This is a genomic window from Neobacillus bataviensis (genome assembly GCF_019969725.1).
The window spans coordinates 74,909-99,392 of the sequence record NZ_JAHXYW010000005.1 but is presented as its reverse complement, the minus strand read 5'-3'; the positions used below and the strand labels follow the sequence as shown (position 1 = coordinate 99,392).

19 protein-coding genes are annotated in these 24,484 nt (G+C 41.2%); 17 read left to right on the top strand and 2 right to left on the bottom strand.

The genetic code is table 11. The annotated features are described in order from the left end of the window. The first annotated feature begins 9 nt into the window (after positions 1–9). The 11 genes from LC455_RS14300 (at position 10) to nagA (ending at position 16,354) form a co-directional block, all read left to right on the top strand. Positions 10–639 (top strand): D-sedoheptulose-7-phosphate isomerase, encoded by a 630-nt coding sequence (locus tag LC455_RS14300; RefSeq protein ID WP_223591775.1) that lies wholly within the window; start codon positions 10–12, stop codon positions 637–639. Next, on the top strand, positions 636–1,619 hold the full coding sequence (locus tag LC455_RS14295; RefSeq protein WP_223591774.1) for an ROK family protein: 984 nt from the start codon (positions 636–638) through the stop codon (positions 1,617–1,619). The genes LC455_RS14300 and LC455_RS14295 overlap by 4 nt, the downstream gene beginning before the upstream one ends. A 24-nt stretch (positions 1,620–1,643) precedes the next feature. After that, the gene (locus LC455_RS14290; RefSeq protein WP_223591772.1) at positions 1,644–3,797 is read left to right on the top strand and encodes a Sip1-related alpha-galactosidase; all 2,154 of its coding nucleotides are present in this window, start codon (positions 1,644–1,646) and stop codon (positions 3,795–3,797) included. 21 nt (positions 3,798–3,818) lie between these two features. Then, the gene (locus tag LC455_RS14285) at positions 3,819–6,962 is read left to right on the top strand and encodes an FAD-dependent oxidoreductase (protein ID WP_223592255.1); all 3,144 of its coding nucleotides are present in this window, start codon (positions 3,819–3,821) and stop codon (positions 6,960–6,962) included. Between the two features lie 59 nt (positions 6,963–7,021). Beyond that, positions 7,022–8,365 (top strand): GH1 family beta-glucosidase, encoded by a 1,344-nt coding sequence (locus tag LC455_RS14280; RefSeq protein WP_223591771.1) that lies wholly within the window; start codon positions 7,022–7,024, stop codon positions 8,363–8,365. Between the two features lie 7 nt (positions 8,366–8,372). Beyond that, entirely contained in the window at positions 8,373–10,256 is a 1,884-nt protein-coding gene (locus LC455_RS14275) for a beta-N-acetylhexosaminidase (RefSeq protein ID WP_223591769.1), read from the top strand. A 117-nt stretch (positions 10,257–10,373) separates the two neighbouring features. After that, the gene (locus LC455_RS14270) at positions 10,374–11,855 is read left to right on the top strand and encodes an FGGY-family carbohydrate kinase (protein WP_223591768.1); all 1,482 of its coding nucleotides are present in this window, start codon (positions 10,374–10,376) and stop codon (positions 11,853–11,855) included. A gap of 53 nt (positions 11,856–11,908) precedes the next feature. Then, positions 11,909–12,988, top strand: a complete 1,080-nt coding sequence (locus tag LC455_RS14265; RefSeq protein WP_223591766.1) for a GNAT family N-acetyltransferase — start codon at positions 11,909–11,911, stop codon at positions 12,986–12,988. A 60-nt stretch (positions 12,989–13,048) separates the two neighbouring features. After that, entirely contained in the window at positions 13,049–13,864 is an 816-nt protein-coding gene (locus LC455_RS14260; RefSeq protein ID WP_223591764.1) for a sugar phosphate isomerase/epimerase family protein, read from the top strand. Positions 13,865–14,093: 229 nt separating this feature from the next. After that, positions 14,094–15,071, top strand: a complete 978-nt coding sequence (locus LC455_RS14255; RefSeq protein WP_223591762.1) for a Gfo/Idh/MocA family protein — start codon at positions 14,094–14,096, stop codon at positions 15,069–15,071. A 125-nt stretch (positions 15,072–15,196) separates the two neighbouring features. Further along, positions 15,197–16,354, top strand: coding sequence for an N-acetylglucosamine-6-phosphate deacetylase (nagA, locus tag LC455_RS14250; protein WP_223591760.1), 1,158 nt, complete (start codon positions 15,197–15,199; stop codon positions 16,352–16,354). Positions 16,355–16,403: 49 nt separating this feature from the next. Here the strand turns inward: nagA and LC455_RS14245 are convergent, their stop codons facing one another. Both LC455_RS14245 and LC455_RS14240 read right to left on the bottom strand, forming a co-directional pair. Further along, on the bottom strand, positions 16,404–17,210 hold the full coding sequence (locus LC455_RS14245; RefSeq protein WP_223591758.1) for a sugar phosphate isomerase/epimerase family protein: 807 nt from the start codon (positions 17,208–17,210) through the stop codon (positions 16,404–16,406). Beyond that, on the bottom strand, positions 17,207–18,295 hold the full coding sequence (locus LC455_RS14240; RefSeq protein ID WP_223591756.1) for a Gfo/Idh/MocA family protein: 1,089 nt from the start codon (positions 18,293–18,295) through the stop codon (positions 17,207–17,209). Before LC455_RS14240 ends, LC455_RS14245 begins: the two co-directional genes overlap by 4 nt. Positions 18,296–18,426: 131 nt before the next feature. Here LC455_RS14240 and LC455_RS14235 point away from each other — a divergent pair, with 131 nt between their 5' ends. The 6 genes from LC455_RS14235 to LC455_RS14210 all read left to right on the top strand — a co-directional run bounded on the left by LC455_RS14235 (position 18,427) and on the right by LC455_RS14210 (position 24,474). Beyond that, a complete protein-coding gene (locus tag LC455_RS14235; RefSeq protein WP_223591754.1) occupies positions 18,427–19,257 on the top strand; it encodes an AraC family transcriptional regulator in 831 nt (276 codons plus the stop codon). A gap of 66 nt (positions 19,258–19,323) precedes the next feature. Next, positions 19,324–19,923, top strand: coding sequence for a YesL family protein (locus LC455_RS14230; protein ID WP_223591752.1), 600 nt, complete (start codon positions 19,324–19,326; stop codon positions 19,921–19,923). 230 nt (positions 19,924–20,153) lie between these two features. Then, the gene (locus LC455_RS14225) at positions 20,154–21,503 is read left to right on the top strand and encodes an ABC transporter substrate-binding protein (RefSeq protein WP_223591750.1); all 1,350 of its coding nucleotides are present in this window, start codon (positions 20,154–20,156) and stop codon (positions 21,501–21,503) included. 75 nt (positions 21,504–21,578) lie between these two features. Beyond that, the gene (locus tag LC455_RS14220; protein ID WP_223591748.1) at positions 21,579–22,559 is read left to right on the top strand and encodes a carbohydrate ABC transporter permease; all 981 of its coding nucleotides are present in this window, start codon (positions 21,579–21,581) and stop codon (positions 22,557–22,559) included. Further along, on the top strand, positions 22,556–23,431 hold the full coding sequence (locus LC455_RS14215) for a carbohydrate ABC transporter permease (protein WP_223591747.1): 876 nt from the start codon (positions 22,556–22,558) through the stop codon (positions 23,429–23,431). Before LC455_RS14220 ends, LC455_RS14215 begins: the two co-directional genes overlap by 4 nt. A 71-nt stretch (positions 23,432–23,502) precedes the next feature. Further along, positions 23,503–24,474 (top strand): ROK family protein, encoded by a 972-nt coding sequence (locus LC455_RS14210; RefSeq protein WP_223591746.1) that lies wholly within the window; start codon positions 23,503–23,505, stop codon positions 24,472–24,474. Positions 24,475–24,484 lie beyond the last annotated feature (10 nt).

Sequence of the window (24,484 nt, the reverse complement as noted above, 5' to 3'; positions counted from 1 at the left end):
GATGTAGTCATGAATGCTAAATTAGTAACTTTATTTAATAAATATCCGGAATTAGTAGAATGTCAATCAAGTATTGAAAATTCCTTTCATGCGATTAAACAGGCCTATGAATCTGGCAGAAAGGTCCTTTTAGCAGGAAATGGCGGCAGCGCAGCGGACTGTGAGCATGTAGTAGGTGAATTAATGAAAGGGTTTATGTCGAAACGCCCTTTACCGCAAGAAATGAAAGATAAATTATCCGAAGTTTCTGACGGTGATGACTATCTGGGGAATCATTTGCAAGGTGCGCTTCCGGCAATCTCGCTTGTCAGTCATTCTGCCCTTATGACGGCATTTTCAAATGATGTTGCACCAGATATGGTGTTTGCACAACAAGTGTACGGTTATGGAAAAGCGGGTGATGTGTTTATTGGCTTTAGCACATCAGGTAATTCAAAAAATATTAATCATGCTTTGAAAGTGGCCAAAGCTTTAGGGCTGGTAACCATCGGATTTACTGGTAAAAGTGGCGGTGAATTAAAAGAGCTATGTGATATAACCATTTCTGTTCCATTTGAATCGACTCCGGACATCCAGGAAAGACACCTGCCGATATACCATACTCTTTGCTTACTATTAGAGGAGGCGTTTTTTGAATGATTCCGGTTCTGGCAGGGTTAGATATCGGTGGAACAAAGTGTGCGGTCGTATTAGGACTCGAAGTTGATGACGGGATTGAGCTGATTGCCAAAAAAAGCTTTCCAACACCTAATACTCCCGATGAAGCACTATTACTTATGATGAACGAATTAGAAACATTATTGTTTGACCAGGAAGAACTTAAATTAAAAGCAATAGGAATTAGCTGCGGCGGACCACTTGACAGTAAAAAAGGCTTGGTTTTATCACCGCCTAATTTGCCAAATTGGGACCGAATTGATGTTCTGACACCATTACGGGAGCGGTTTAACGTTCCTTGCTCGATCCAAAATGATGCCAACGCCTGTGCTTTGGCTGAATGGAAATGGGGCGCCGGTAAAGGCACAAACAACATGATTTTTCTGACTTTTGGCACAGGGATGGGAGCTGGTTTCATTTTCGATGGCCGTTTATATACTGGAACAAATGATATGGCAGGTGAAGTTGGCCATGTACGATTGGAGCATGATGGTCCAGTTGGATTTGGAAAAGCAGGTTCATTTGAAGGTTTTTGCAGCGGTGGTGGAATCGCACGATTATCCCAACCAATGGTAAAGGATTGGCTGGATCAAGGGAAAATCACTTCCATATGTTCTTCGAAGGAAGAAATAGAGGAGATTACAGCTAAAACAGTTGGGGAAGCGGCTCAAGCCGGAGATGAGCTAGCTGTAGAAATTTATAAAATAGTTGGACGGAAATTAGGAAGAGGCTTAGCTCTTTTAGTAGATATGCTAAATCCTGAAAAGGTTGTCATCGGCAGCATTTATTTGCGCCAAGAGGAAATCCTGAAGCCATTTGTTATGGAAGAGCTTCAAAAAGAAGCACTTTCTTACTCTCTTGAGGTTTGCACCATCGTTCCTTCAGGATTAAAAGAAAGTGTTGGAGATCTGGCTTCTCTGTCTGTTGCAAAATACGCTTTGGAAATTAGGGAAAGACGATAACCAATAAACAAAAGGAGTATACAAATGTTCCAATTCCAGCAAAAAGAAGACGATCAGCAATGTCTTTTCGATCAAAAGAGGATTTTTTCAGAGATTCAAGTGTCTATTAATCTTGAAGGCAAATCCAATCAATCATTAGAACTTGAAAAAGTAGAAGAGGGTTCTGGAGCAGATAAGCTCGGCGAATATAAGCAGTATCTTTTTAACTTTTGTGATGAGACGGAAACAATCACGGCAGCATTAACATTCAACTGCTACGAATCATTTATCACAACGTTTGTTAATGCATCTATAAAAAATGAAGAGCTATTTAAGAAGCAGCTCTTTTTTTCAGCGAAGCATGCCGTTACTATTACCATTAATAAGCTGATGGAAGATTACGAGATTATGGCGAACTACCAGCATAAAGATTGGTGGACGCGTCCGTTTTTTACAAAAAACATTCAAGAATTACCAGAACGAACCCAATCTTTACTTTTAAAAAATGAGCAAAATTATTATCATTTCCTGCCAGTTTGTGATGAAATATCGCGGACAGATTTAGCCGGAACGGAGAAGGGCGTACAAATATCCATTTCTCCCTTCCATGGCGGATATGATCATTTATCTACATTTGCATTCATTTTAGGGACGGCAATGAATCCATTTGATTTAGTGAATGAAAATGTCAAAGCTGCCTTAACAGTCACTGGCCAAAGCACTCTTCCAAGAGAAGAAAAAAACTACCCTGAAATTTTGGATTACCTAGGCTGGTGCAGCTGGGATGCCTTCTATCATGCCGTTAATGAGGAAGGAATTCTCACAAAAGCTGAAGAAATCAAGCAAAAACAGCTCCCTGTTAAATGGATGATGATTGATGATGGCTGGTCTGAGATCGATGGAAAAAAGCTTCAATCCTTTAATGCGGACAGGGATAAATTTCCAAATGGATTGTCCAATACCGTTTCATCATTAAAGAATAATTATGGTATTAACTGGGTAGGAGTTTGGCACACCCTTGCAGGCTACTGGGAAGGAATTGCACCAGAGAGTCCGATCGCTAAATCGTTGGACAAGCATTTATATAAAACAAAGAATGGCAGCCTTATTCCTTCGCCAAAAGCGGAAGAGGGATTTGGTTTTTGGCATTCCTGGCACTCCAAATTGAAGAAAGATGGAATTGACTTTGTAAAGGTTGACAGCCAAAGTGCCCTCTCCAACTTTATGGGAAATCACAAATCAGTGGGTGAGGCAGCAAGCGGGGCCCATACAGCACTTGAAGCTTCCTGCTCCATGCATTTTGATAATACTGTCATTAATTGTATGGGAATGGCAGCGGAAAATATATGGCATCGTCCATACTCAGCTGTATCACGCAATAGTGATGACTTTGTTCCACAGGAAAACAACAGCTTTAAAGAGCATGCATTACAAAATGCCTATAATTCCCTTTACCACGGCGCGTTCTATTGGGGTGACTGGGATATGTATTGGACACATAATCATGACGATATGCAAAATATGGTATTGCGAGTGGTTAGTGGCGGTCCGATCTATTTTAGTGATGCTGTTGACCAAACGAATCCAGATAAAATTTGGCCTTTAGTCTATAAAGATGGAAAAATTATTCGTTGTGATCAGCCTGGAGTCCCAACCGAGGACTGTCTATTTATTGATCCTATTACAACAAGGATACCGTTAAAAATTTGGAATACTTGTAAAGGTGCGGGGGTTGTTGCTGCCTTTCATATTTCTGAAGGAAATGAATCGGTTCATGGATCGATTGGCGCAAACGATATTCCAGCTCTTAATGGCGAAACGTTCGTTATTTTTGACGTAATGACGAAAAAACATTGGAAAGTTAATAAAGATGAACGAATCAGCATCGAATTAGCTGAGAATGGTGTTTCTTTGTATGTCATTATCCCAATTCAAGATTCGATAACACCAATTGGCCTGCTGAATAAGCTAATTTGTAATGATGGGATAGAAAACGTATGGAGCACTGGAAAAGATATGAAGGTGATTTTAAAGGAAGGCGGCGTTTTTGCCTTACTTTCTGAGAATCCATTATTGAAAGCATCGGTTAATGGTAAAGAAGTACAAGTACAGAAAGACTCTGCAAATAAACAGCTTTATACAATTGATTGTAATGACCTTCAAGGCGAAGTGCTGGTTGAGATTGCAAAAGCTGACTAACTTAAGGGGGCTGTGGTGGTGATGAAACTGCAATTGCCTGCTCAAGCCATTCCAATATTGGCGGAGGTGGATGTGGCCATAATTGGAGGCTCCTTTGCTGGGTTAGCGAGTGCCATAGAATTCGCCAATCAAGGAAAACGTGTGATCGTAGTAGAATCCAGGACTTATTTAGGAAGTGAAATGACAGCAACACTCCGGCCTTGGATCCTTCATTCTGGGCATCAAAGTTCTAGACTTATGGAAGCATGTATAGGGGCCTGTGGAAAAAAACTGCCTTATGGAAGTTCACAATCGATCATTTTCCATGTCGATAAATTAAAAATAAAGTTGGAAGATGAAGTATTGGCAGCAGGCGTGGAGTTAGTATATGCATCAATTCCAATAGCACTAACACGTTCTGAGGACAACGGGAATGGTTTAGTCATTGCTAATAAATCTGGAAGGCAATTAATCCGCTGTCAATCGATTGTTGATGCTTCTGAAACCGCCATTACTTCATTTTTGGCTGGTAATGAAGTTAAAGCTGCGTTCCATGGAGAAATGGCTTGCTATAAACGCGTATTAGAGTTTACGAATGTGCAAGCGAATGGACAAGAAGAAATAACCGTTCCATCCAGTTTAGGCATAAAGGATAATAAAGTCTATCTCTACCCAGGTTTTCATGAAAATGGTCATTGCTATATTGAATATCAGATTGTTTCACATGCTGAAAACAGCATTGATGGAAATCGTCTTCGTGAGTTTGAATCTCAAAAGTTAGGAATTGCACTAACAGAATTTCTAGTTCACAATATTTCAGAGTTTCAAAAAGCGTTGCTATGTACCAGCTCCAATGAATTAAATGGTCCATATCCGATGGATGAAGAAGACATTCGAATTCGAGAAAATATTCAGTTAGGAAGCTTTAGCATAAACCATCCTAATACATGGTGTTTTTATCGGGATTTTTACGAACATAACAATGCAGGCTGGCTTGATCCTTTCAAAGCAGCCAGCTATGGCGAACAGTTTGCAAAGTTGGTTGAAACCTTTACCGTGGAAAATCTGGATCTTTTACAGACAAGAAATCATCTTCAACAAATGGATTCTCCTTATGAAGTAAGGATTCCTGTTGACTTTTTAGAACGTCAACTCAATTTCGGGAACGTTCCTATTCAAGAAATTTACCTTTCAAAAACGGCTGATGTGCTCGTTACAGGCGGCGGTTCGAGCGGAGGTTCAGCAGCCCTGGTTTGTGCACAAGAAGGAATGAATACCATCCTGGTTGACCTCAACCCTGGTCTAGGCGGCACTGGTACGTTTGGCGGGGTTGATAGTTATTGGTTTGGACATCGTCATGGGTATGCTGAGAACATTACCAAGCTCGTTAAAAATGTACAGAAGAGAATCAAGTACAAAGGTCATAAGTGGAATATCGAAGCGAAGAAATATGCCCTTATAGAAACAGCGGATCATCTAGGAATCGATATGTTGTTTAACACCATTACTTTTGGCGCCATCACAAAAGGAACTCGTGTGTGCGGCAGTCTTGCAGCAACAAGATGGGGTCCATGCTCAATCATGGCAGACTGTGTGATTGATGCGACTGGTGATGGCGATCTGGCTGCCTTTGCCGGTGCTGAATTTGTATACGGTTCTGCCCGCGATCATGTCGTGATGTGGTATTCGCTGGCACAATATAATTCCCCAGGGAAATTGCAAAATAATTTCACTAGTATGGTAAATGTATCAGATGTGCAGGACTACACCAGAGCGATTTTAGCTGGGAGAAGAAGATGGAGCCTTGATGTCGATGGGTGCCATGATCACGGAATTTATGTTGCACCAAGAGAGAGCCGTCATATTACGGGGGACGTCATCATGAATATGAGCGATCAACTACTCCAGCGAAGCTGGCCGGATTGTATCAATATTCATTTTAGCAACCATGATATGAAAGGAATCAGTACGGCAAACTGGTTACATTCAGGTTTGATTCCACCAAACCTGGAAATAGAAATTCCATATCGAATGCTTCTGCCAAAAGGGCTTGATGGCATTCTAGTAGTTGGTAAAGCGATATCAGCCACACATGATGCCCTGCCTGCCATCCGCATGCAATCGGATTTAGAAAATCTGGGCGGAATTGCAGCACTTGCAGCAGCAATGGCGGTAAAGGAAAGTAAAGTTCCTAGAATGGTAGACTACCGTCTTTTACAGGAAAGAATCGTACAAGCAGGTTTACTGCCCGAAAGTATAATAACGAGAAAAATAGACACTATCTCTTATTCAGATGAGCAACTGTTGTCATTAATTGAATCGATTGAGGAAAAAGAGCCTCTTTATGAATACTCAAATATGCGGATGAATGAAATCTATCAAAAGCGGATTCCCTTCGTTGAAATTTGTACAGTCGGGAAGCGGATTATTCCTTTACTCGAAAAAGCATATGAGGATTCCAATGGGATTCGAAAGATTCGAATTGCCCAAGCGTTGGCCATGTATGAATCAACAACTGGTGTTCCAGCCTTGATATCGGAAATTATGACAATGCTTGAAGGGGAGCAATTGCCGAAAAGGACTGCGGATATCTTGTATGTGACAATGCCCCCTGATCATGGGGCAATGCCTGATGTCTGTTATTTACTGTACTCCCTCGGACTTACCAAGGATAGGCGAAGCATTGAAGTTTGGCAGCGTGTGGCTGATTTATTAAATCCGACCGCTGAGGATTTTAAAGATAAAATGTGGGGGATTTTCTATTACATCCACGCCGTTTGCGTGGGAGCTGAAAGATTAGGAGATGTCGGCGCTGTTCCCATTCTAAAGCAATTATGGTCTATTCCCTCTCTAAACAAGCAGCAGTGTTATGCTCGCCATCAAGCAGATTTTTTCCTTGAGAGACGCGCACTGCTTGAATTGGCGATTGGCCGTGCCTTAGCACGGTGTGGAAGCGCAATTGGATATGAAATATTAATCCGATATCTAGGGGACGTTCGTTCCCTGCTAAGCAAGCAGGCACACACAGAATTAAGAATCTTGAGCAGTGTTACTCTTGCTAAAGACATGGTGGAATGGAAGGACTGGCTGGAAAAAGAAAAGGCACAGCTCAAACCGCAGCCCTATGTCAAACAAACTGATCTTGCCGTTGAAAATGAAACGATTTTAAGAAAAATAACATCATAGTTTACAAGGAGGTACACGCCCTCCTTATATATAACCATATTGAAAGGAGGCCATATTTCATGGCAATTATTACATTTCCTAAAGATTTTCGTTTTGGCGTATCGACTGCGTCTTATCAAATAGAAGGTGCCTATAACGAAGATGGCCGAGGCATGTCCATCTGGGATACCTATAGCCGAATTCCCGGAAAGGTCAGAAATGGGGACAACGGCGATATCGCCTGTGACAGTTATCATCGGATGGATGAAGATATTGCTCTATTAAAAGAATTGGGGGTTAGCACCTATCGTTTCTCGATAGCCTGGCCAAGAATTTTTCCATATGGCAGAGGAGAGGTCAATCAAAAAGGACTCGATCATTACCATCAATTTGTTGATAAATTATTGGAAAACGGAATTGAACCGCTTTGTACCATCTATCACTGGGACCTGCCGCAAGCCCTCCAAGATGATGGCGGCTGGAAGAATCGCCAGACCATTGAGGCATTTGTAGAGTATTCAGATTTATTGTTCCGTGAGTTTTCCGGAAAAATCAAATCATGGATAACCATTAATGAACCTTGGTGTGTTTCATTTTTAGGATATTTTGTTGGCGAACAGGCTCCTGGTGAAACAGATCTTCAGACTTCTCTTGATGTGGCACATCACCTGCTGCTTGCTCATGGACGAGCTGTTAACCGATTTAAAGAACTCGGAATTCCCGGTGAAATTGGTTTTGCCCCAAATGTTACTTGGTATGAACCATTTAGTAATCGTCAGGAAGATATCGAGGCTTGTAAGCGAATTTCAGCCTGGTTTATGGAATGGTTTTTTGATCCTGTATTTAAAGGCAGCTACCCCCAAATATTAGTAGATTGGTTTGCAAAAAAGGGTGCAAAAGTAAACATTCAGGAAGGCGATATGGAAATTATTTCGCAGCCTATCGATATTTTGGGAATCAACTTTTATACTGGGACGGTGTCAAGATATAAAGAAGGCCAGGGAACGTTTGATTGTGAGCATATTGATGGTCTATTTGATAAAACAGACATTGGATTTACCATCTATGCAGATGCCTTTTATAAGGTATTGATGGATATAAAAAATAAATATGGTGATGTTCCGATCGTTATTACGGAAAATGGCGCGACCTATAATCAAGACCCAGCTGATGGCCGTGTCCGCGACGACAAACGTATTAAATACCTTAAGCAACACTTGACGCAGATTAGTCGTGCGCTCGAGTCCGGAGTGAATTTAAAAGGCTATTGTATTTGGTCTTTGATGGATAATTATGAATGGTCATATGGTTATAGCATGCGATTCGGTCTTGTTCATGTCGACTATCAAACCTTAAAAAGAACGAAAAAAGACAGCTATTTTTGGTACAGCAAATTGAATCAAAACTATTGGTTCGAGGTGTAGAGATTGTATGAAGATTCACTTTTATGGTGACATTACAGAGCTTGAAAAAGGATTGGAAGTTATCAGCCATGATCTAAACATTGAACGCAGTGAAGAAGGATTTCCGATTTGTGTGACACAAACGGACGGTCCCTTGACGGTAAGCTGTTGCGAAAATGGCGGGCAAATTTCCTTTCAAGAAAAAATCCATTTCTTCCGGGCATTAGGCTTATGGTTACAAGAGTTTAACGAATGCAATGAGTTTCATGTAAGTGAAACGCCGCAATTTAACACGAATGGGGTCATGGTGGATGTATCCCGCAATGCTGTTATGATGGTGGAAGGGATTCGATCCCTGCTTAGAAAAATGGCATTAATGGGTTTGAATGTTGTGATGATGTATACAGAGGATACCTTCACAGTCGAAAAATACCCCTATTTCGGATACATGCGCGGGAGATATAGTGAGAAGGAATTGCAAGCCTGTGATGATTATGCCAATCATTTTGGAATTGAAATGATTCCTTGTATCCAGACGCTCGCTCATTTAACAGAGGCCTTAAAATGGAATTACGCAGCTAACATCAAAGATACATCCGATATCTTATTAGTCGGGAATGAGGAAACCTATGAATTCATTGAAGAGCTGTTGAAAGCAGCATCGAGGCCGTTTCGCAGCAGCCGCGTTCATATTGGCATGGATGAAGCTCACCAGCTTGGGTTGGGAAAATACTTGGAGCATAACGGATACCAAAAACGATTTGATATTATGAACCAACATCTCCATAAGGTTGTGGAACTTGCTGAAAAGCTTTCATTAAAACCGATGATCTGGAGCGATATGTATTTTCGGCTCGGTTCTAAAACAGGAAATTATTACGACCTGAATGCTCAAATACCTAATGATGTCATTGAATCGATGCCAAAGGGTGTTCAATTCGTTTATTGGGATTATTACCATACAGATGAAGAATTTTACCGGACCTTTTTGCAAAAACATAAAGAGTTTGGCTCTGAGCCGATTTTTGCTGGGGGCGTCTGGACATGGAATGGGATTGCTCCTAACTATGGAAAGACGATTGCAACTACGAATGCCGCTTTAGGGGCTTGTAAGAAAGAAGGAATTACCGAAGTATTCGCGACGATGTGGGGAGATAATGGGGCAGAAACACATCCCTTCTCAGGATTGGCAGGACTGCAGCTGTTTGCTGAGCATGGATATGGAAATGAGATAAGCCAAGACCGATTGGCTAAAAGGTTTGCATTCTGTACCGGAGGCAATTGGGATGATTTTCTGGTTTTAAATGAATTTGATGAGACACCGGGTGTTTCAAAAGATAATCTGCATGAATCCCACCCATCTAAATTTTTGCTATGGCAAGATGTTTTACACGGCTTATATGATGCCAATATTCGCTCTCTGCCGTTGAAGGAACATTATGCAAGCTTAGCTGCTCGGCTAGAAACAGCAAAAGAACGGAATACAAGCTTTTCAGAGCTGTTTAGTTTTTACACAAAGTTAGCCTTTGTTTTGAGTGTTAAAGCTGAGATAGGAGTCCAATTGAAATCAGCTTATGACCTGAAGGATAAACAGGAGTTAACACGCTTAACAGCAAAGCTCTCTTCATTACGAACTTTGGTGGATGACCTGCGTAAGCTGCACCGATCATTATGGTTCTCAACGATGAAGCCCTTTGGGTGGGAGATTATTGATATTCGATATGGCGGAGTTTTGTCTCGATTAGAATCAGCGGAGTATCGACTACAGCAGTGGCTTGATGGAAACCTTACATGCTTAGAAGAGCTGGAAGCAGAAAGACTTTATTATGATGCACCATGGAAAATGCCTGAAGGTGCTTTAGGCCGAAATACATACCATCGTATTGTAACTGCCGGAGGTTTTTCTAGTTAGAAAATAAAGTATAAATTCGACTTTGAGAATTGCCCAGCTCCAGCGCCTAGCCCCTCGAGGTTTCTTGTCGGGGCTGAACAAGGCGCTTACGCTTTTCTTATTAGGGAGTGTAAAAAGATGATTATTGCCATTGATATAGGAACCACAAACCTTAAAGCAGGCTTATTTGAAGAAGATGGGACATGCATCACCACCTCCAGCAGGCAAACCAAGTATGCCACTCATAGCGAAGGCTTTGCGTATATTGATGCGCAAAGCCTTTGGAACACAGTGGCACAACTGATAAAAGAGGTAAATGAACGATGCGGCTTTAAAGGTATCAGGGCTGTAAGTATTACAAGCATGGCTGAAAGCGGACTGCTAGTAAATAAGGAAACGGGCAGACCGGCAACTGAAATTATTCCTTGGTTTGATTCCTCTTCTATAAATCAAGCAAGTTTCATTGAAAGAGAAATTGACCCATTTGTCCAATTTTGCCAAACGGGGCTCCATTTGTCATACAAATATGGATTAGCGAAGCTGCTTTGGCTTCGGCACCGCCATAAACACATCTTTGATCAGGAGGTTATGTGGTTATCTGTTTCTTCCTATATTGCTTATTGTTTGACAGGTAAAATGGCAGAGGAACAAACCTTGGCCGCCCGTACATTTGCCTATCGAATTAATCAAAATGAATGGGATAAGGCACTCATTGATCATTTTGGGTTCCGTACCGATCTATTTCCAAATGTGACTCATTGCTTGTGGCCAGTAGGAGAAGTAAAGCAAGAGTTAGCCGGGCTCGGATTAAAGTCAAATACAAATGTTTATATAGCTGGACACGACCATGTGAGTTCTTCATTAGCGGCTGGCATTGTTTCTCCAGGCAATGTTTATAATTCGATGGGGACTGCTGAGACATTAGTAGGTACTTTTACTAAGCGAGAACTTACCAAGGCTGATTATGAGTCTGGACTATCATTTGGCTTACATCCTCAAGATAATTTGTATTTTTGGATGGGGGGACATTCCTCATCAGGCGGGTCGGTGGAATGGCTGCGCGATATTCTCGGAAATGACCGGTTAACCTATGCTGAAATCAATGATTATTTAGAAATGGCAGGGGACAATCCGACTGGAATTATTTTTTACCCTTATCTGTCTGGGAGTGGAGCACCAAAATCCAATCCTCATGCAAAGGCTGCTTTTATCGGTCTAAAGAAAAATCACGGTAAAACTGATCTGTTAAAGGCAGTGTTAGAAGGGAACTCTTTCCAAATGGAAATGATTCGAGAGGAAGCAGAAAAAGCGACAGGAATAAAAATGAAAAGAATGAGTGTAATAGGCGGTGGTGTCCGTAATCCTCATTGGATCAAGATTAAAGCAAACGTTTCAGGAAGTGAGCTCGTACTTCCGGATATAACCGAAGCTGCACTTTGTGGTGCTGCCTTAATCGCGGCTGTTGGGGAAGGATTATTCTTAAATTTAAATGATGCTGTGGCTAATACCTTTAGGAAGTCAGAAAAAGTAGTTCAACCAAATAAAGAAATCTATAAAAAATATCGGACAATCTATGAAAACCAGTTTAAACCGCTAAGTCTACTGATCGAAAAATGTTAACGATTGTAAGATGAGCGAACAATGGAATCTGGCGAGATGGATAGGAGAACCATATGGTAGAGTTTCGATTGCTAAAATCAGATGAGTTTGACCAAGCCGCAGCATTAGCGGACCAAACCTTTCGGGATGATGAACAAATATCGATGGGGGAAGCGTTCCCACAAGTATTCTCACCGGCACTAAATCAGTCATATGGGGCATTCATAAATGATAAGTTAGTCTCCTTTATCGGGTTGGTGCCTTCCGTTATCCACTTAGAGTCTGCGGAAATTGAGGCGTACTCAATCGGATCTGTATGTACACATCGCGCCTATCGAAAGAAAGGATTTGCGAGCATGCTTTTAGAAAAGGTTATTGACCATGTAAAAAGGGCCAAAGCCTCCATCTTGTTTGTATCTGGAAGCTTGCCTTTGTATATAAAAGCGGGCTGCACGTTTTATGGGAACTTAAATAAATACGATATCCATAAGGATGACCTGCAAATACCAGAAGGTTATTCTGTCCGGGAATTCCTTCCTTATGATTGGTTTTATTTACGAAAATTATATCAAACCCGTAAAACTTATTTTGAACAAAGCATATTTGATTTTGCTGTGTTAAATAACGCAAAAGGCTATGCAAGTATTCTTAAAATGGAACACAAGATTCTTGTTGCTGAAGAGGAAAACGAAATTAAGGGCTTTGTTGTTTTGGGAGTTCCTGATACCTCAGAAGGCGAATCAACATCCCGGGTTATTGAATGGGCTGGAGACCCGAAAGGTATTCAAGCCGTTCTAGCAGAATCGTTCCAGTATGGATTCACATCAATGAGACTGTCCGTGCCTGAATATGAGAGGGAACTTAATAGACTTCTTTACTCGATTGAAAAGACTGAAGCAGCATTTCCAGGGACTATAAAAATTACTAACTTGGACTTATTGTTGGGGCAATTAAAACCTTATTTATTCGGAAAATTAGAAATTGTTGATGCGGATGAAAGAAATAAAAAACTATTATTCAATGAAAAGTCAATCATCGTTGATAACGCTGCTTTGGAAAAACTAATTCTTCAAGGAGATCCCACCCTAGATAGTTATTTAAATGATATTTTTCCCGTGCCGCTTCCATTTCCCGAAGGCATAAACTATGTTTAGCGATGAAAAGTGAGTCTATTCAATTTATTCAATATTTTAATAGAAGAAAGAGGGAGTAAAATGTTATTAGGCTTTCAAACAGCAAATTACTTTGCCAGGTCCACAAATTATCAAACTAGTATGGACGACTGGGGAACTGCAGAACGCAAAGTAATAGAAAATTTTAGTTTGGCTGAATTTGAGCGAATTTGCAGTGCTATTAAAGGTGCTGGTTTTGAACATATGGAACTTTGGATGGGGCATGCATTTCCAAAGTTTATGACGCCCTTTTTTGCGGATGAATTAAAGACCATCTGGCAGCGCCATGGATTAAGTGTCTATTCTTATTCTTGCTCGCTTGGTGATCCGGTAAGGTATCCGAGATGGACCCGTCTTTGCTTTGAAACAGCAAAAATGCTGGGAATTGAGATGATCACAAGCGGAATTACAAAAGAATCGGCTCCTATTATTTATTCATTGTGTAACGAGTATGGTTTAAAAGTTGCGGTTGAAAATCATCCTGAAAAACACCCTGATGAGATTAAAGCTGTTATTGGAGAGTATGGTGACTTGCTGGGGGCTGCAGTAGACACAGGTTGGTTTGGTACACAAGGCTTCTATGCACCTGAAGCAATATGGCAATTAAAAGATTCTCTTTTTAATGTACATTTAAAGGATGTTCGTGAAGCAGGGGAGCATAATCCGGTGGCTTTAGGTACAGGTGTTGCAAATATCGAAGAATGTGTCCAAGTATTGAAGGAAATCAGATACAATAAAACGGCCTCAATTGAGCAAGAGTCCGGTGACCATGATCCAACGGATGAGTGTGCAATTGCTCTGAAATGGATAAGTGAAATGCTCGGTAATCCTATTGAAATCAAATCTATTAAGAAATAACACTGAACATTATTTTTCTAACTAGGCTCTGTTAAAGGGCATTGTTGATTTTTAACACTGTTGATTGGAGCGGAAGATGCGAAGACTCCTGCGGGAGTACGGGGCAGGGGAGACCCAGCAGGAGCCAAAGCGCCGAGGAGGCTCCCCGGCACGCCCGCGGAAAGCGAAGCACCTGGAGCGCAAATCAAGAACAATGTTTAACAGAGCCTCTAACTAAGGGAGGATTAAAATGGTTCGTTTAGCAGTTGTGGGTACAGGCTGGCAAGGGCAAGGGCATTTAACTACGATGAAAGAAATAAATGATATTCAAGTTGTAGGTATCTGTGATTTAAATGAAGAGATGTTAAAAAAGGCGGTAAATAAATTTCAAGTAAAAGGCTTTAATAACTATGTGGAGATGCTAGAAGAAACAAAACCGGATGGAATTGTCATCTGTACTCCACCTGAAGTTCGTGAATTCCTGGTACGTGAGGCCGCAGAGCGCGGAATCCATTGTTTTATTGAAAAACCACCAGCCAAAAATCTCGAAATGGCAAAAAAAGTGGATGAAATTTTAGATCGGACAGGTGTTATTAACAGTGTTGGTTTTATGTATCGATATAGCGGTGCTGTCGCGAAAACTAGGGAGTTGATTGCGGGGAGAAGAGTAGCACTAGTACGAAGTGCTATGCTTGATGGGCTTGCACTGAGACCGAATTGGCCGCGGTGGTTTTTCGATAAAGAACGTTCTGGTGGACCGGCCTTTGATCAAGCCATTCATATCTTTGACGTATCGCGATATCTGCTTGGAGAAGTAGACCAAGTAATAGGGTATCAAGATAATCTAATTGTCCCTAAAGGGGAAGATTTTACGATTGAAGACAGCTTTAGTGTCACCATGAAATATACAAATGGTATTTTGCAATCGCATACACATACCTGGTCATATCCTGGTGTTTTTACCCAAATAGAGCTTATTTCGGATGAACTGCACTTAACCCTGGACCTTGCAAAAGGGATTGTCAGCGGCAAGGTTGATGATATCGAAATTCTTTTCGAATCAAAAGATGATGCATTGTACTGCCTTGAATTAGAGGCATTCGCAAAAGCCATTGCTGAAAATAACCAAGACCTCGTCCTTTCAACCTATAAAGATAGCATTCAATCACTTGAAGTTGCCTTAAAAGCCGTGGAAGCGCTTGAATCAGGTACGAAAGTAAAAATTTAATAGAAAGTCCCCCCTCGATACTTCACGGTTTCTCGCGTATTAATAGGAAGAGGGGGCCTTTTTTAAAACTATTTTGGAGAAAGGGTAATCAAATTGCAAATTTATTATAAGGGGCTATCAAAGTCATGAGTAGTATTATAATTCGTAACGTCCGTTTGATAGGTGAGGAAGGTCTGAAACCAGGATGTATTCTTATTCGGAATGGCAAAATCGAATCTGTTCATTTCGAAATAGACACATCTGTTATAGCAGCTGATTCCGAATTAGATGGAAATGGCCATCTTCTCATTCCAGGTATGATTGATGTCCATATTCATGGGGCGGAAGGGTTTGACATGATGGACGGGACCATTGAAAGTGTAGAGGCAGTATCAAGATCATGTGCTCGAACAGGATGCACTTCGTTCTTGGCAACCTCGGTATCATCTTCATTGGATGATCTTATTGATATGATTTCTAATGTAAAAGAAATAGCAGGTAAAGAGCCAGGAGCTCAAATTGCTGGAATCCATATTGAGGGACCTTATTTGAATGTAAAACGGAAAGGGATGCAAAATGAGCGTTATTTGCGGCATCCTCATATAGGTGAAATGCAAACGATCCTTCAGGCTGCCGGTCCACTTCTCAAAATGGTGACGCTTGCACCGGAATTGCCAGGTGGACTAGAAATGATTCGTTTCTTAACTTTACAGGGGATCATAGCCGCCATCGCCCATTCAGATGCAACTTATGATGAAGCCAAACAAGCATTTGAAAATGGTGCCAGCCATGTTACCCATTGTTTTAATGGTATGAGGCCGATTCATCACCGTGATCCAGGGTTAGTAATGGCCGCGTTTGAAGAAAGCAGCGTCAGCGTTCAGGCCATAGTAGATGATGTCCACCTGCACCCAGCTATAGTCAGGCTGATCTATAGGGAAAAAGGACCTGACAAAATGGTTTTGATTACAGATGCTCTTCAGGCAATGGGAATGGGGGACGGAACTTATCTATTCGGGGGACATGAGGTTAAAGTGAAAGAAGGGGTGGCAAAATTAAAGGATGGGACACTTGCTTCAAGTACTGTGACGATGAACGAGGCATTGGCAAAAACAGTTCAAGCAGGAATCCCTTTGAGAGATGCCGTCAGGATGGCGACACAGACACCAGCCGATGTATTGGGATTGGTACATAAAGGCAGAATTGAGCCCGGAGCTGATGCTGACTTAGTTCTGATGAACGATATGTTTGAGGTGCTATGGACAATTGTCAATGGGAAAATGGTTTATAAAATGATTGATTAAACAATCAGGCATGATCCCTATAAGGGACTTGCCTAATTGTTAAAAAGAATTATATTGTACGACTGAGTAAGAGGCTTTTTAAATAATCAATTGAACGCAGGACATCTTCAGTCATTGTCCTGACAGGCCGGGTTTGCACGGGATGCCATAGTTCCAAAGCGAGCCATCCCTCATAGTGAGCAGCAGCTGCGGCATTCAGAACGGAGGCAAAATCGATATCGCCTTCCAGCAAGTCTTCAGTTGGAACGTTCCCGTTTTGATTGCGGAAATGGAAAGCATCGATGCGATCCGGGTAGTTTTTTATCCACTCGATTGGATTGCAGCCAGAAACATGGGCCCAGCCAGTATCGACACATAACCCTACTTGCTGATCTGCATATTGGACAACGGACCGGAGATCTCCTAGTGCATTGTGATGATCCGCGGCGTGATTATGCAAACAAATCTTTATTCCCAATGGGGCAACAAGTTCGGAAATTCGGGTCAGGTTTTCTCCCTGCTGTTTGAAATGATCCTCGGACTTGGCCACCGTAGTTTTCCAACTAATAGGGTCCGCGTTTAATAGCAGGTCGCGTCCATTTGCCGCTGCCAAACGTTCTGCGAAAGGCAATACCGTTCGCTCTGTTTCAAGCTGGTTGAATGGGACATGCAATGGAAGACCGACGTAGGAAGCAGAGACGGATAATCCAAAAGACCTTGCCAGTTGAAGTTTATCTGGATCCGCATCAATCTCAACAGCATCCAGACCTGCTTCAGCACAAGCGCGAAAGAGCTCGTTCCAGTCGGGGGTTTTGCCGTCCATCTTCCATCGTTCGACCCAGCCGTACATATTAGATGAAAATCCTAGTATGTTCATAATGCCACTCCTTTCCGTGGCAAATCTATCGTTTGTTTCTGCCCTGTTTCGGCAACGGAATACAGGGACGTTATGCAACGAAAATTCATTAAGGCATATTCATTGATGTTCGCGTACGATTCAAGTCCTTTCACTTTACGGTAAAAGTGAAGAAGCGGGTTGTCAAAAATCGTGTACGGACTCCGAGGTCCGGTTTCGACCTGTTCCTCAACGATTTGCCCATGCTTATCATATCGACGGAACACAGGCTGCTTAGAATCGAATGGCGTCCATCTTAAGCTTCCGAGTGTACCTTCGATTTCTGCCTTGACGTATTCCTGACCATGTGCACATGAAGCACGCTCGTAATGAACATGGATAGGACGTGCACCGTGGTGGTAAGTCATAAATGCGCCGACATGTGTTTCAACATCGAATGGGGTATCGAGTGGATCGATTTCTGTAATTGGCTGTGCGTTCCAACTAGCATTGATTTCGATTTTGGTTGGATTCAGTATGTCGTTCAATGTCGTAAAGTCGTAAGGCCCCCAATCCATTAGGACGCCACCGCCGCTTTTTGTTGAATCTAAAAACCAGCGGCTTGAAGGTTGGTACTCGATTCCTGACCGGCTTCGTTCCCATTTGTTTACGAAGGTAACATGATAGATGTCTCCTAGGCAGCCTGAACGGAGAACCTCCTTCACGGTTTCCATGTGCGGCATGCCTTTAAAACGGACGCTGCAGCATCCTAGTAATCTATTATTTTTCTCAGCGATTTCGATCATCTCACAGGCTTGTGATTCGTTCATCGCAAGCGGCTTTTCGCAAAGTACATGGCGTCCGGATTCGAGCGCCTGTTTGGTGGGATTAAAATGTGCTAGTGGCGGCGTACTGATTATAACAATGTCATCATTTTCTGCCGCCTCAGAGTTAAGCATTTCTTGTGTATCTGTAAAACCAACGGCTTCAGGAAACTGTTCGCAAAATGAAGCAAGGGTATTCGCATTGGTATCAGCTACACGTAATTGAACCGATTCGGATAGTTTATAGGCTGCTTCTGCATGCGTACGTCCGATAACACCTGCACCTATGATATAAAGTCTCATCTCTTTCACCTCAGTTCGAATTTATGGTTTTACACTACCATAATCAAAAAAAGAAGTTCTCCTCAAATGAAGTGAGAAACTTATCATTTAGTACACAATATTAGACAAAGTAGTTTAGGTGGTATGTGAAAATGTTTGTTGAACAATTAATTTTAAAGCATTCGTTCGCATTTTGCCGTGTATGGGGATCGCATGAAGAGCATGATTTGCATGTTCATGATTGCTTGGAAATCGGGGTGATCCTTAATAATGAACTTGAATATAGATTCAACGACTATACGTACTATGGCCGTCCAGGTGATGTGTTTTTATGCCGCCCATTCGAGCCGCATTGGAGTTTTGCCCGGCCGGATCAACCATTTGAATGCATTCTGATTCTATTTACACCTTCTGCTCTTCGAAATTTGCCGGAAGGAAATCTGTTGTTAAAGCCGTTCTATACCGTCCAAGGGGTACAGCCGTTCATACCTGCTTGTTCCTGTTACGCGCAGGCAATAAGGCAGTCTGCTTTATTGGCGATGGAAGCCCAGGAACAGGGGAAAGAAGCATGGAAAACCAATCAATACATGCATTTCATTAATATTTTGCTTCAGGTAAATGCTTTCGTAAATGAATCCAATGCTGCTGATGATGATTTTAACTTGGTACATTACGAAATAGCAGAAGTGGTTGGATACATGCTTAAATCGTATCAAAAGCCTTTGGATATGGAAATATTGTCAAGGCAAGCGGGAATGGGGAGAACGATGTTTTTTAAGGAGTTTCGCCGGCTGACAGGGCTGACACCGAATGATTTTCTTAACCGGCTCCGGATACAAAACGTGATGGATTCGCTTCGTACAACAAACGAGAGCATGCTGGATCTGGCCTTTGCAAGTGGGTTTCAATCATTAAGTACCTTCAACAAACAATTTAAGAGGATTACGGGGGTGTCCCCTCGCGACTATCGAAAAAAGGCTTAACGTTTTGCCAAAATCAAAATCTCTCATTTCTGTTAGTATAGATAATTAGTTTAAGGAGGATCTTTCATGGGAAAAAGGCTAATCGTTTTAATTATGAATTGGATTTGGCGGCTTTCGTGGATCAATCTGTTATGGCTGGTATTTTCAATTCCCTTGATCACCATCATACCATCTACCTTCGCAATGTATTCGGTTTTCATCAAGTTAGTGAAGGGAGATGACGAAACGGATATATTGCCGGAATTTTTACATGCTTTTAAAAAATATTTTAAAAAGAGTTACTCCCTTGGAATTGCTTTGGTCGTATTGGGAACGTTTTTTTACGCCGATTTAATGATTCTAAAAGAGCAGACAGAAAGCATCCTGTTGATACTAAGGTATGCTATTTTAATCATGACTATTTTGTTTATTCCGATCGCATGTTACAGTATTCCAGTTTTTATAGAATACGAGGTTTCATGGTTAAAAGCACTCCCGCTTGCCTTTATTTTGGCTATGAAAAAACCGGTCAATTTCCTGTTGGTTTGTTGTGGCATTGCCGGTTCACTCTTCTTATTGTTGTTTTTTACAGGAATTGGAGTTTTATTATTTGGGAGTTTGTTTGCATTGTTCACAACGAGAGGTGCATTATCCGGGATGCCAAAGAGTAGCAACGAAATAGTCTAAAATAACTATCTATTGTTTTTTAAAAAAAATTGTCAAAATATTATTGACTTTGAAAGCGCATCCATTGATAATAAAAACAAGTCAACAACATCCCACAAAAACAGTCTGAAACCCTAAAGTTGGAACGTTCCCAAAAAACGAAAGCGTCATGATTCATCATATCTTTTAATCTAGTAGAAGTTTCTGTGAGGCTGGTAGATGACTTAACCATTTTATAAGGAGGAAAATGTATGAAAAGTATTAGAAAATCTTTATCATTGCTATTAGTTCTAGTATTGGGTTTAACAACGTTTTTAGCAGCATGTTCCGGAACAGACAAAGCATCAACGTCAACGAAGAAACCTGCTAAAAGTGGTGGATCAAAAGATGAAGTAGTAGAATTGGATTTTTGGTCATTTTGGGGCTCTGAAATTCGTAAGCCAATCATAGAAAAGATTGTCGATGATTTCAATAAATCTCAAAACAAAATCCACGTAAAATATACATTTCTTCCATTTGGGGATGTCTGGACAAAAGAGCTTGCTGCTGTAGCTGCTGGCAATCCGCCTGATGTTATCATTAATGACATTAACTCTGTGCGCCAGCGTGCGGAAAAGAATCAGGTTCAAAGTTTAGAAGAATTCATCAAGAAAGATCCAGAACTAAAAAATCAATATTTTCCGGAGCTATGGAAAGCGGTTGAAAAGGATGGAGTCCCATATGCACTTCCTTTCAACACAGATACTCGTTTACTTTTCTGGAACAAAGATATCTTTAAACAAGCTGGTCTAGATCCAGAACAGCCTCCAAAAACTTGGGATGAACTAAAAGAGATGGCTAAAAAAATTGATCAGAAAAATGGCAGCCGTTATGTACGTATGGGATTCCTGCCAAGACAAAGCATAGCTTCAGATATTTGGATGATGAATGCTACGGGTCAAGGGTATTGGGATTATAAACAAAATAAACCAGTTGTGAACGATCCTAAAGCTGTGGAAGCACTTCAATGGGTTTACGATTATGAACAACAATATGGGGATAAAGTCATCAATACGTTTAAGGGACAATTTGGTGATAACCAGGCAGATCCGTTTGTAGCCGGTAAACTGGGAATGATTATCCAATCGGCAACCAGTTACACGAAGATTCGTGATTACGCTAAAGGAATGAATTTTGGAGTTGCTCCTCTGCCTGAATTCAAACCGGGCAATGGTCATACTTCTTGGGGCGGCGGGTTTGTGGCAGAAATACCAAAGGGTGCTAAACATGCGGAAGCCTCTTATGAATTTATTAAGTATTTAACAGGGGCAAAGGCTCAAGAGTACTGGGCTGTTAAAAACTTTGATAATGTTGCCAATATCGAAGCGGCAAAAAATGCAGGGCAAAGCAGTGATCTGTCAGAAAATGACAAACGTGTATATAATGCAGCTGTAGAAAACTTGAAACAAACCATCTTGACTCCAACTCCACTAGAAGCGCCAGATTATGTTAACTTAATTAACCCTGAGTTGGATAAGGCGTTGTTAGGAAGTAAATCACCTAAACAGGCGTTGAACGATGCTCAAAAAGCAGTGGAAAATTTAGTGAAGAGCTCAAAATAATTCAATTGATTCATTAGGGAGTGAAGTTACTATTCGCTCCCTGATTTTATAAAGGTACAAAGAGGAGGACAGAAAATGATGCGATCTGAGATTTCGACAGAGACTGGTACAAAAACAAAAATAAAGAAATCCCACAAAAATATGACCCTCGAGCAACGGGAAGGGCTGAACGGATATATTTTCATATCCCCATGGCTAATAGGATTTCTCCTTTTGACTGCTGGGCCAATGTTGTTTTCACTATATGCCAGCTTCACGAACTATGATATAACCTCAAGAATGGACTTTATTGGAATTAAAAACTATATCCGCATGTTTACCCAAGATGACCTTTTCTGGGTGTCACTATGGAATACACTCTATTATGTGGTGATATCGGTACCCTTAGCAACTGCTGGTGCCGTGTTATTGGCACTGTTATTGAACCAAGGGATACCAGGCATGAGGCTGTTCCGTACAATTTTTTATCTTCCGGCTGTATTATCAGGTGTTGGTGTTTACTTACTTTGGATGCAATTATTAAATCCGGATTCTGGTCTGGTCAATACCGTTCTATCTTGGGTAGGAATAACGGGTCCGGCCTGGTTGTTGGATCCAAATTGGACAAAACCTGCTTTAATCTTTATGAGACTCTGGAGTCTTGGCGGCGGCATGCTTTTGTTCTTGGCAAGTTTACAAGGGGTTTCCCAATCACTTTATGAAGCGGCAGAAATAGACGGCGCTAATGTCTTTCAACGTTTTAGACATATTACCCTGCCAATGATCTCCCCTGTCATTTTCTTTGAAGTAGTCACAGGATTAATTGGAGGATTCCAAGTTTTCCAGGAAGCTTACGTCATGACAAGTGGAAGCAGCAGTGGAACTTCACTTGGAGGACCGGCAAACTCTCTTGTTTTCTACAACTTACACATGTTTGACAAAGCATTTAAATCTTTTGATATGGGATATGCTATGGCAATGTCGTGGATTCTGTTTTTCATTGTCCTAATCTTAACTGTTATTAACTTAAAGTTAGCTCCTAAATGGGTGCACTATGAAGGGGATGAGCCGAAATGAGTGTAATATCAAATAAGAAAACATTATACTTCGAAAGTGTGAAAGCTCGAAAAAGGATGTCACAAACCATTATCACCGTTATTCTCATACTGGGCAGCATTTTAATATTGTCTCCTGTTTGGTGGATGTTTGCCACGTCGGTAAAAAGTATGGGAGAAATCATGCAATTTCCTCCAACGTTCATCCCAAAAGAATGGCATTTTGAAAATTATATTGATACATGGAAAGCCGCTCCGTTTACACGCTATTTATTCAATACGATCATAATCTCACTGTGTGTGGTGATTGGCAATGTTCTATCAAACTCATTTATTGCCTATGGTTTTGCGAAGATCCGCTTTAAAGGTCGGAACGTTTTATTTGCCGCAGTATTAGCAACCATGATGATACCAGGCTTTGTTACGATGATTCCCCATTACGTCATGTACTCCAAAATGGGGTGGTTGAACACTTATCTTCCGTTAATAATACCTTCCTTTTTTGGAAGCGCCTTTAATATCTTTTTACTCCGTCAATTTTATTTAGGGATTCCGAATGAATTGATTGAAGCAGCAAAAATTGATGGTGCAAACCACTTTTATATCTGGTCAAGAATTATGATTCCACTTGCCAAACCAGCAATCGCTACGATAACGATTTTCTCATTTAATGGCACATGGAACGATTTCTTGGGGCCATTGCTCTATATTAACGATGATTCTCTTTACACATTACAATTAGGTCTCCAAGTGTTTAAAGGGCAGCTCGAGACTCAATGGAACTATCTAATGGCAGGTTCATTACTTGTTTTACTCCCGGTTATTATTATCTTCTTTATATTCCAAAGATATTTTATCGAAGGCATGAATTTAACATCTGGATCAAAGGGTTAATCCCTGGGTGTAAGCTTACAAGAGGTTGCGTAAGTATTAATTTCAGTCCAGTGAATAGGGGATAGATAGGAATGGATCAACCCGTTGTGATTGGGATGGATATAGGCGGTACCAAAACATTAATCGGTCTCGTAAACTCACAGGGGGAACCGATTGCAAAATATCAATTTCCAACAGATATTCTAAGTTCCCCAGAGGAACATTTATTGAAGTGCATTAATGCAGCTAAAAACCTTCTGCTGGAGGCCAATATAAAAACCATTTTAGGAATTGGTGTTAATGCCCCTGGGCTAGTGGATTCTAAAAAAGGCTTGCTTATTCATGCCCCGTATTTGGGATGGAGAAATATTAATGTTCGGGAGATCATCCAACAGTTTTGGCCGAATAAACGTGTGCAAATTGCTAATGATGTAAATGCATGCGCAGTTGGGGAGCTATTGTTTGGAAAAGGGAAAAATTTTAATGACTTCCTATGGGTCACAATAAGTACCGGGATTGGCGGGGGACTGATTCTAAATAACCAGCTGGTGGAAGGAAATTCACTTCTAGCCGGTGAGATTGGACACTTTGTAGTAGAGTGGGAAAACGGTTATCAATGCTCCTGCGGAAATAGGGGCTGCTTAGAGGCATATAGCTCCGGTAAGGCGATAGCTGATCAAACAAAACGGCAAATAGAGCAGGATAAACACGGAGGTCTTGCAGCCTATTTTAATAGAAGAAAATTATCCATTTCTGCTGAAAATACAGCAGCAGCTGCATATGAAGGTATAAAGCCGGCGTTAGCGATCTATCATTTGGCAGGGAATCATCTTGGAAGAGCATTTTCATATGCTATTAATTTACTAAATCCTGCAGCTATTTTTATTGGCGGTGGTGTAAGTCAGTCATTGGATCTGCTTAAACCATCCATACACAAAGTTCTTGAAAATTCTGTTATAAGTGAAACCAATAAATCAATCCCCATTATTACAACAGGACTAGGCCTTGAAGCAGGATTAATCGGAGCAGCCAGCTTGATTTACTTGGATGAATTTAGCTATTGATAATTTATGG

What these genes read in the sequence shown, in the direction of transcription:
- LC455_RS14265 (WP_223591766.1), top strand. Translation starts at nt 11,909, where the DNA reads ATGGTAGAGTTTCGATTGCTAAAATCAGATGAGTTTGACCAAGCCGCA.
- LC455_RS14225 (WP_223591750.1), top strand. Translation starts at nt 20,154, where the DNA reads ATGAAAAGTATTAGAAAATCTTTATCATTGCTATTAGTTCTAGTATTG.
- LC455_RS14285 (WP_223592255.1), top strand. Translation starts at nt 3,819, where the DNA reads ATGAAACTGCAATTGCCTGCTCAAGCCATTCCAATATTGGCGGAGGTG.
- LC455_RS14215 (WP_223591747.1), top strand. Translation starts at nt 22,556, where the DNA reads ATGAGTGTAATATCAAATAAGAAAACATTATACTTCGAAAGTGTGAAA.
- LC455_RS14300 (WP_223591775.1), top strand. Translation starts at nt 10, where the DNA reads ATGAATGCTAAATTAGTAACTTTATTTAATAAATATCCGGAATTAGTA.
- LC455_RS14270 (WP_223591768.1), top strand. Translation starts at nt 10,374, where the DNA reads ATGATTATTGCCATTGATATAGGAACCACAAACCTTAAAGCAGGCTTA.
- LC455_RS14280 (WP_223591771.1), top strand. Translation starts at nt 7,022, where the DNA reads ATGGCAATTATTACATTTCCTAAAGATTTTCGTTTTGGCGTATCGACT.
- LC455_RS14230 (WP_223591752.1), top strand. Translation starts at nt 19,324, where the DNA reads ATGGGAAAAAGGCTAATCGTTTTAATTATGAATTGGATTTGGCGGCTT.
- LC455_RS14235 (WP_223591754.1), top strand. Translation starts at nt 18,427, where the DNA reads ATGTTTGTTGAACAATTAATTTTAAAGCATTCGTTCGCATTTTGCCGT.
- LC455_RS14275 (WP_223591769.1), top strand. Translation starts at nt 8,373, where the DNA reads ATGAAGATTCACTTTTATGGTGACATTACAGAGCTTGAAAAAGGATTG.
- LC455_RS14245 (WP_223591758.1), bottom strand. Translation starts at nt 17,210, where the DNA reads ATGAACATACTAGGATTTTCATCTAATATGTACGGCTGGGTCGAACGA.
- LC455_RS14220 (WP_223591748.1), top strand. Translation starts at nt 21,579, where the DNA reads ATGATGCGATCTGAGATTTCGACAGAGACTGGTACAAAAACAAAAATA.
- LC455_RS14295 (WP_223591774.1), top strand. Translation starts at nt 636, where the DNA reads ATGATTCCGGTTCTGGCAGGGTTAGATATCGGTGGAACAAAGTGTGCG.
- LC455_RS14290 (WP_223591772.1), top strand. Translation starts at nt 1,644, where the DNA reads ATGTTCCAATTCCAGCAAAAAGAAGACGATCAGCAATGTCTTTTCGAT.
- LC455_RS14240 (WP_223591756.1), bottom strand. Translation starts at nt 18,295, where the DNA reads ATGAGACTTTATATCATAGGTGCAGGTGTTATCGGACGTACGCATGCA.
- LC455_RS14255 (WP_223591762.1), top strand. Translation starts at nt 14,094, where the DNA reads ATGGTTCGTTTAGCAGTTGTGGGTACAGGCTGGCAAGGGCAAGGGCAT.
- LC455_RS14260 (WP_223591764.1), top strand. Translation starts at nt 13,049, where the DNA reads ATGTTATTAGGCTTTCAAACAGCAAATTACTTTGCCAGGTCCACAAAT.
- LC455_RS14210 (WP_223591746.1), top strand. Translation starts at nt 23,503, where the DNA reads ATGGATCAACCCGTTGTGATTGGGATGGATATAGGCGGTACCAAAACA.
- nagA (WP_223591760.1), top strand. Translation starts at nt 15,197, where the DNA reads ATGAGTAGTATTATAATTCGTAACGTCCGTTTGATAGGTGAGGAAGGT.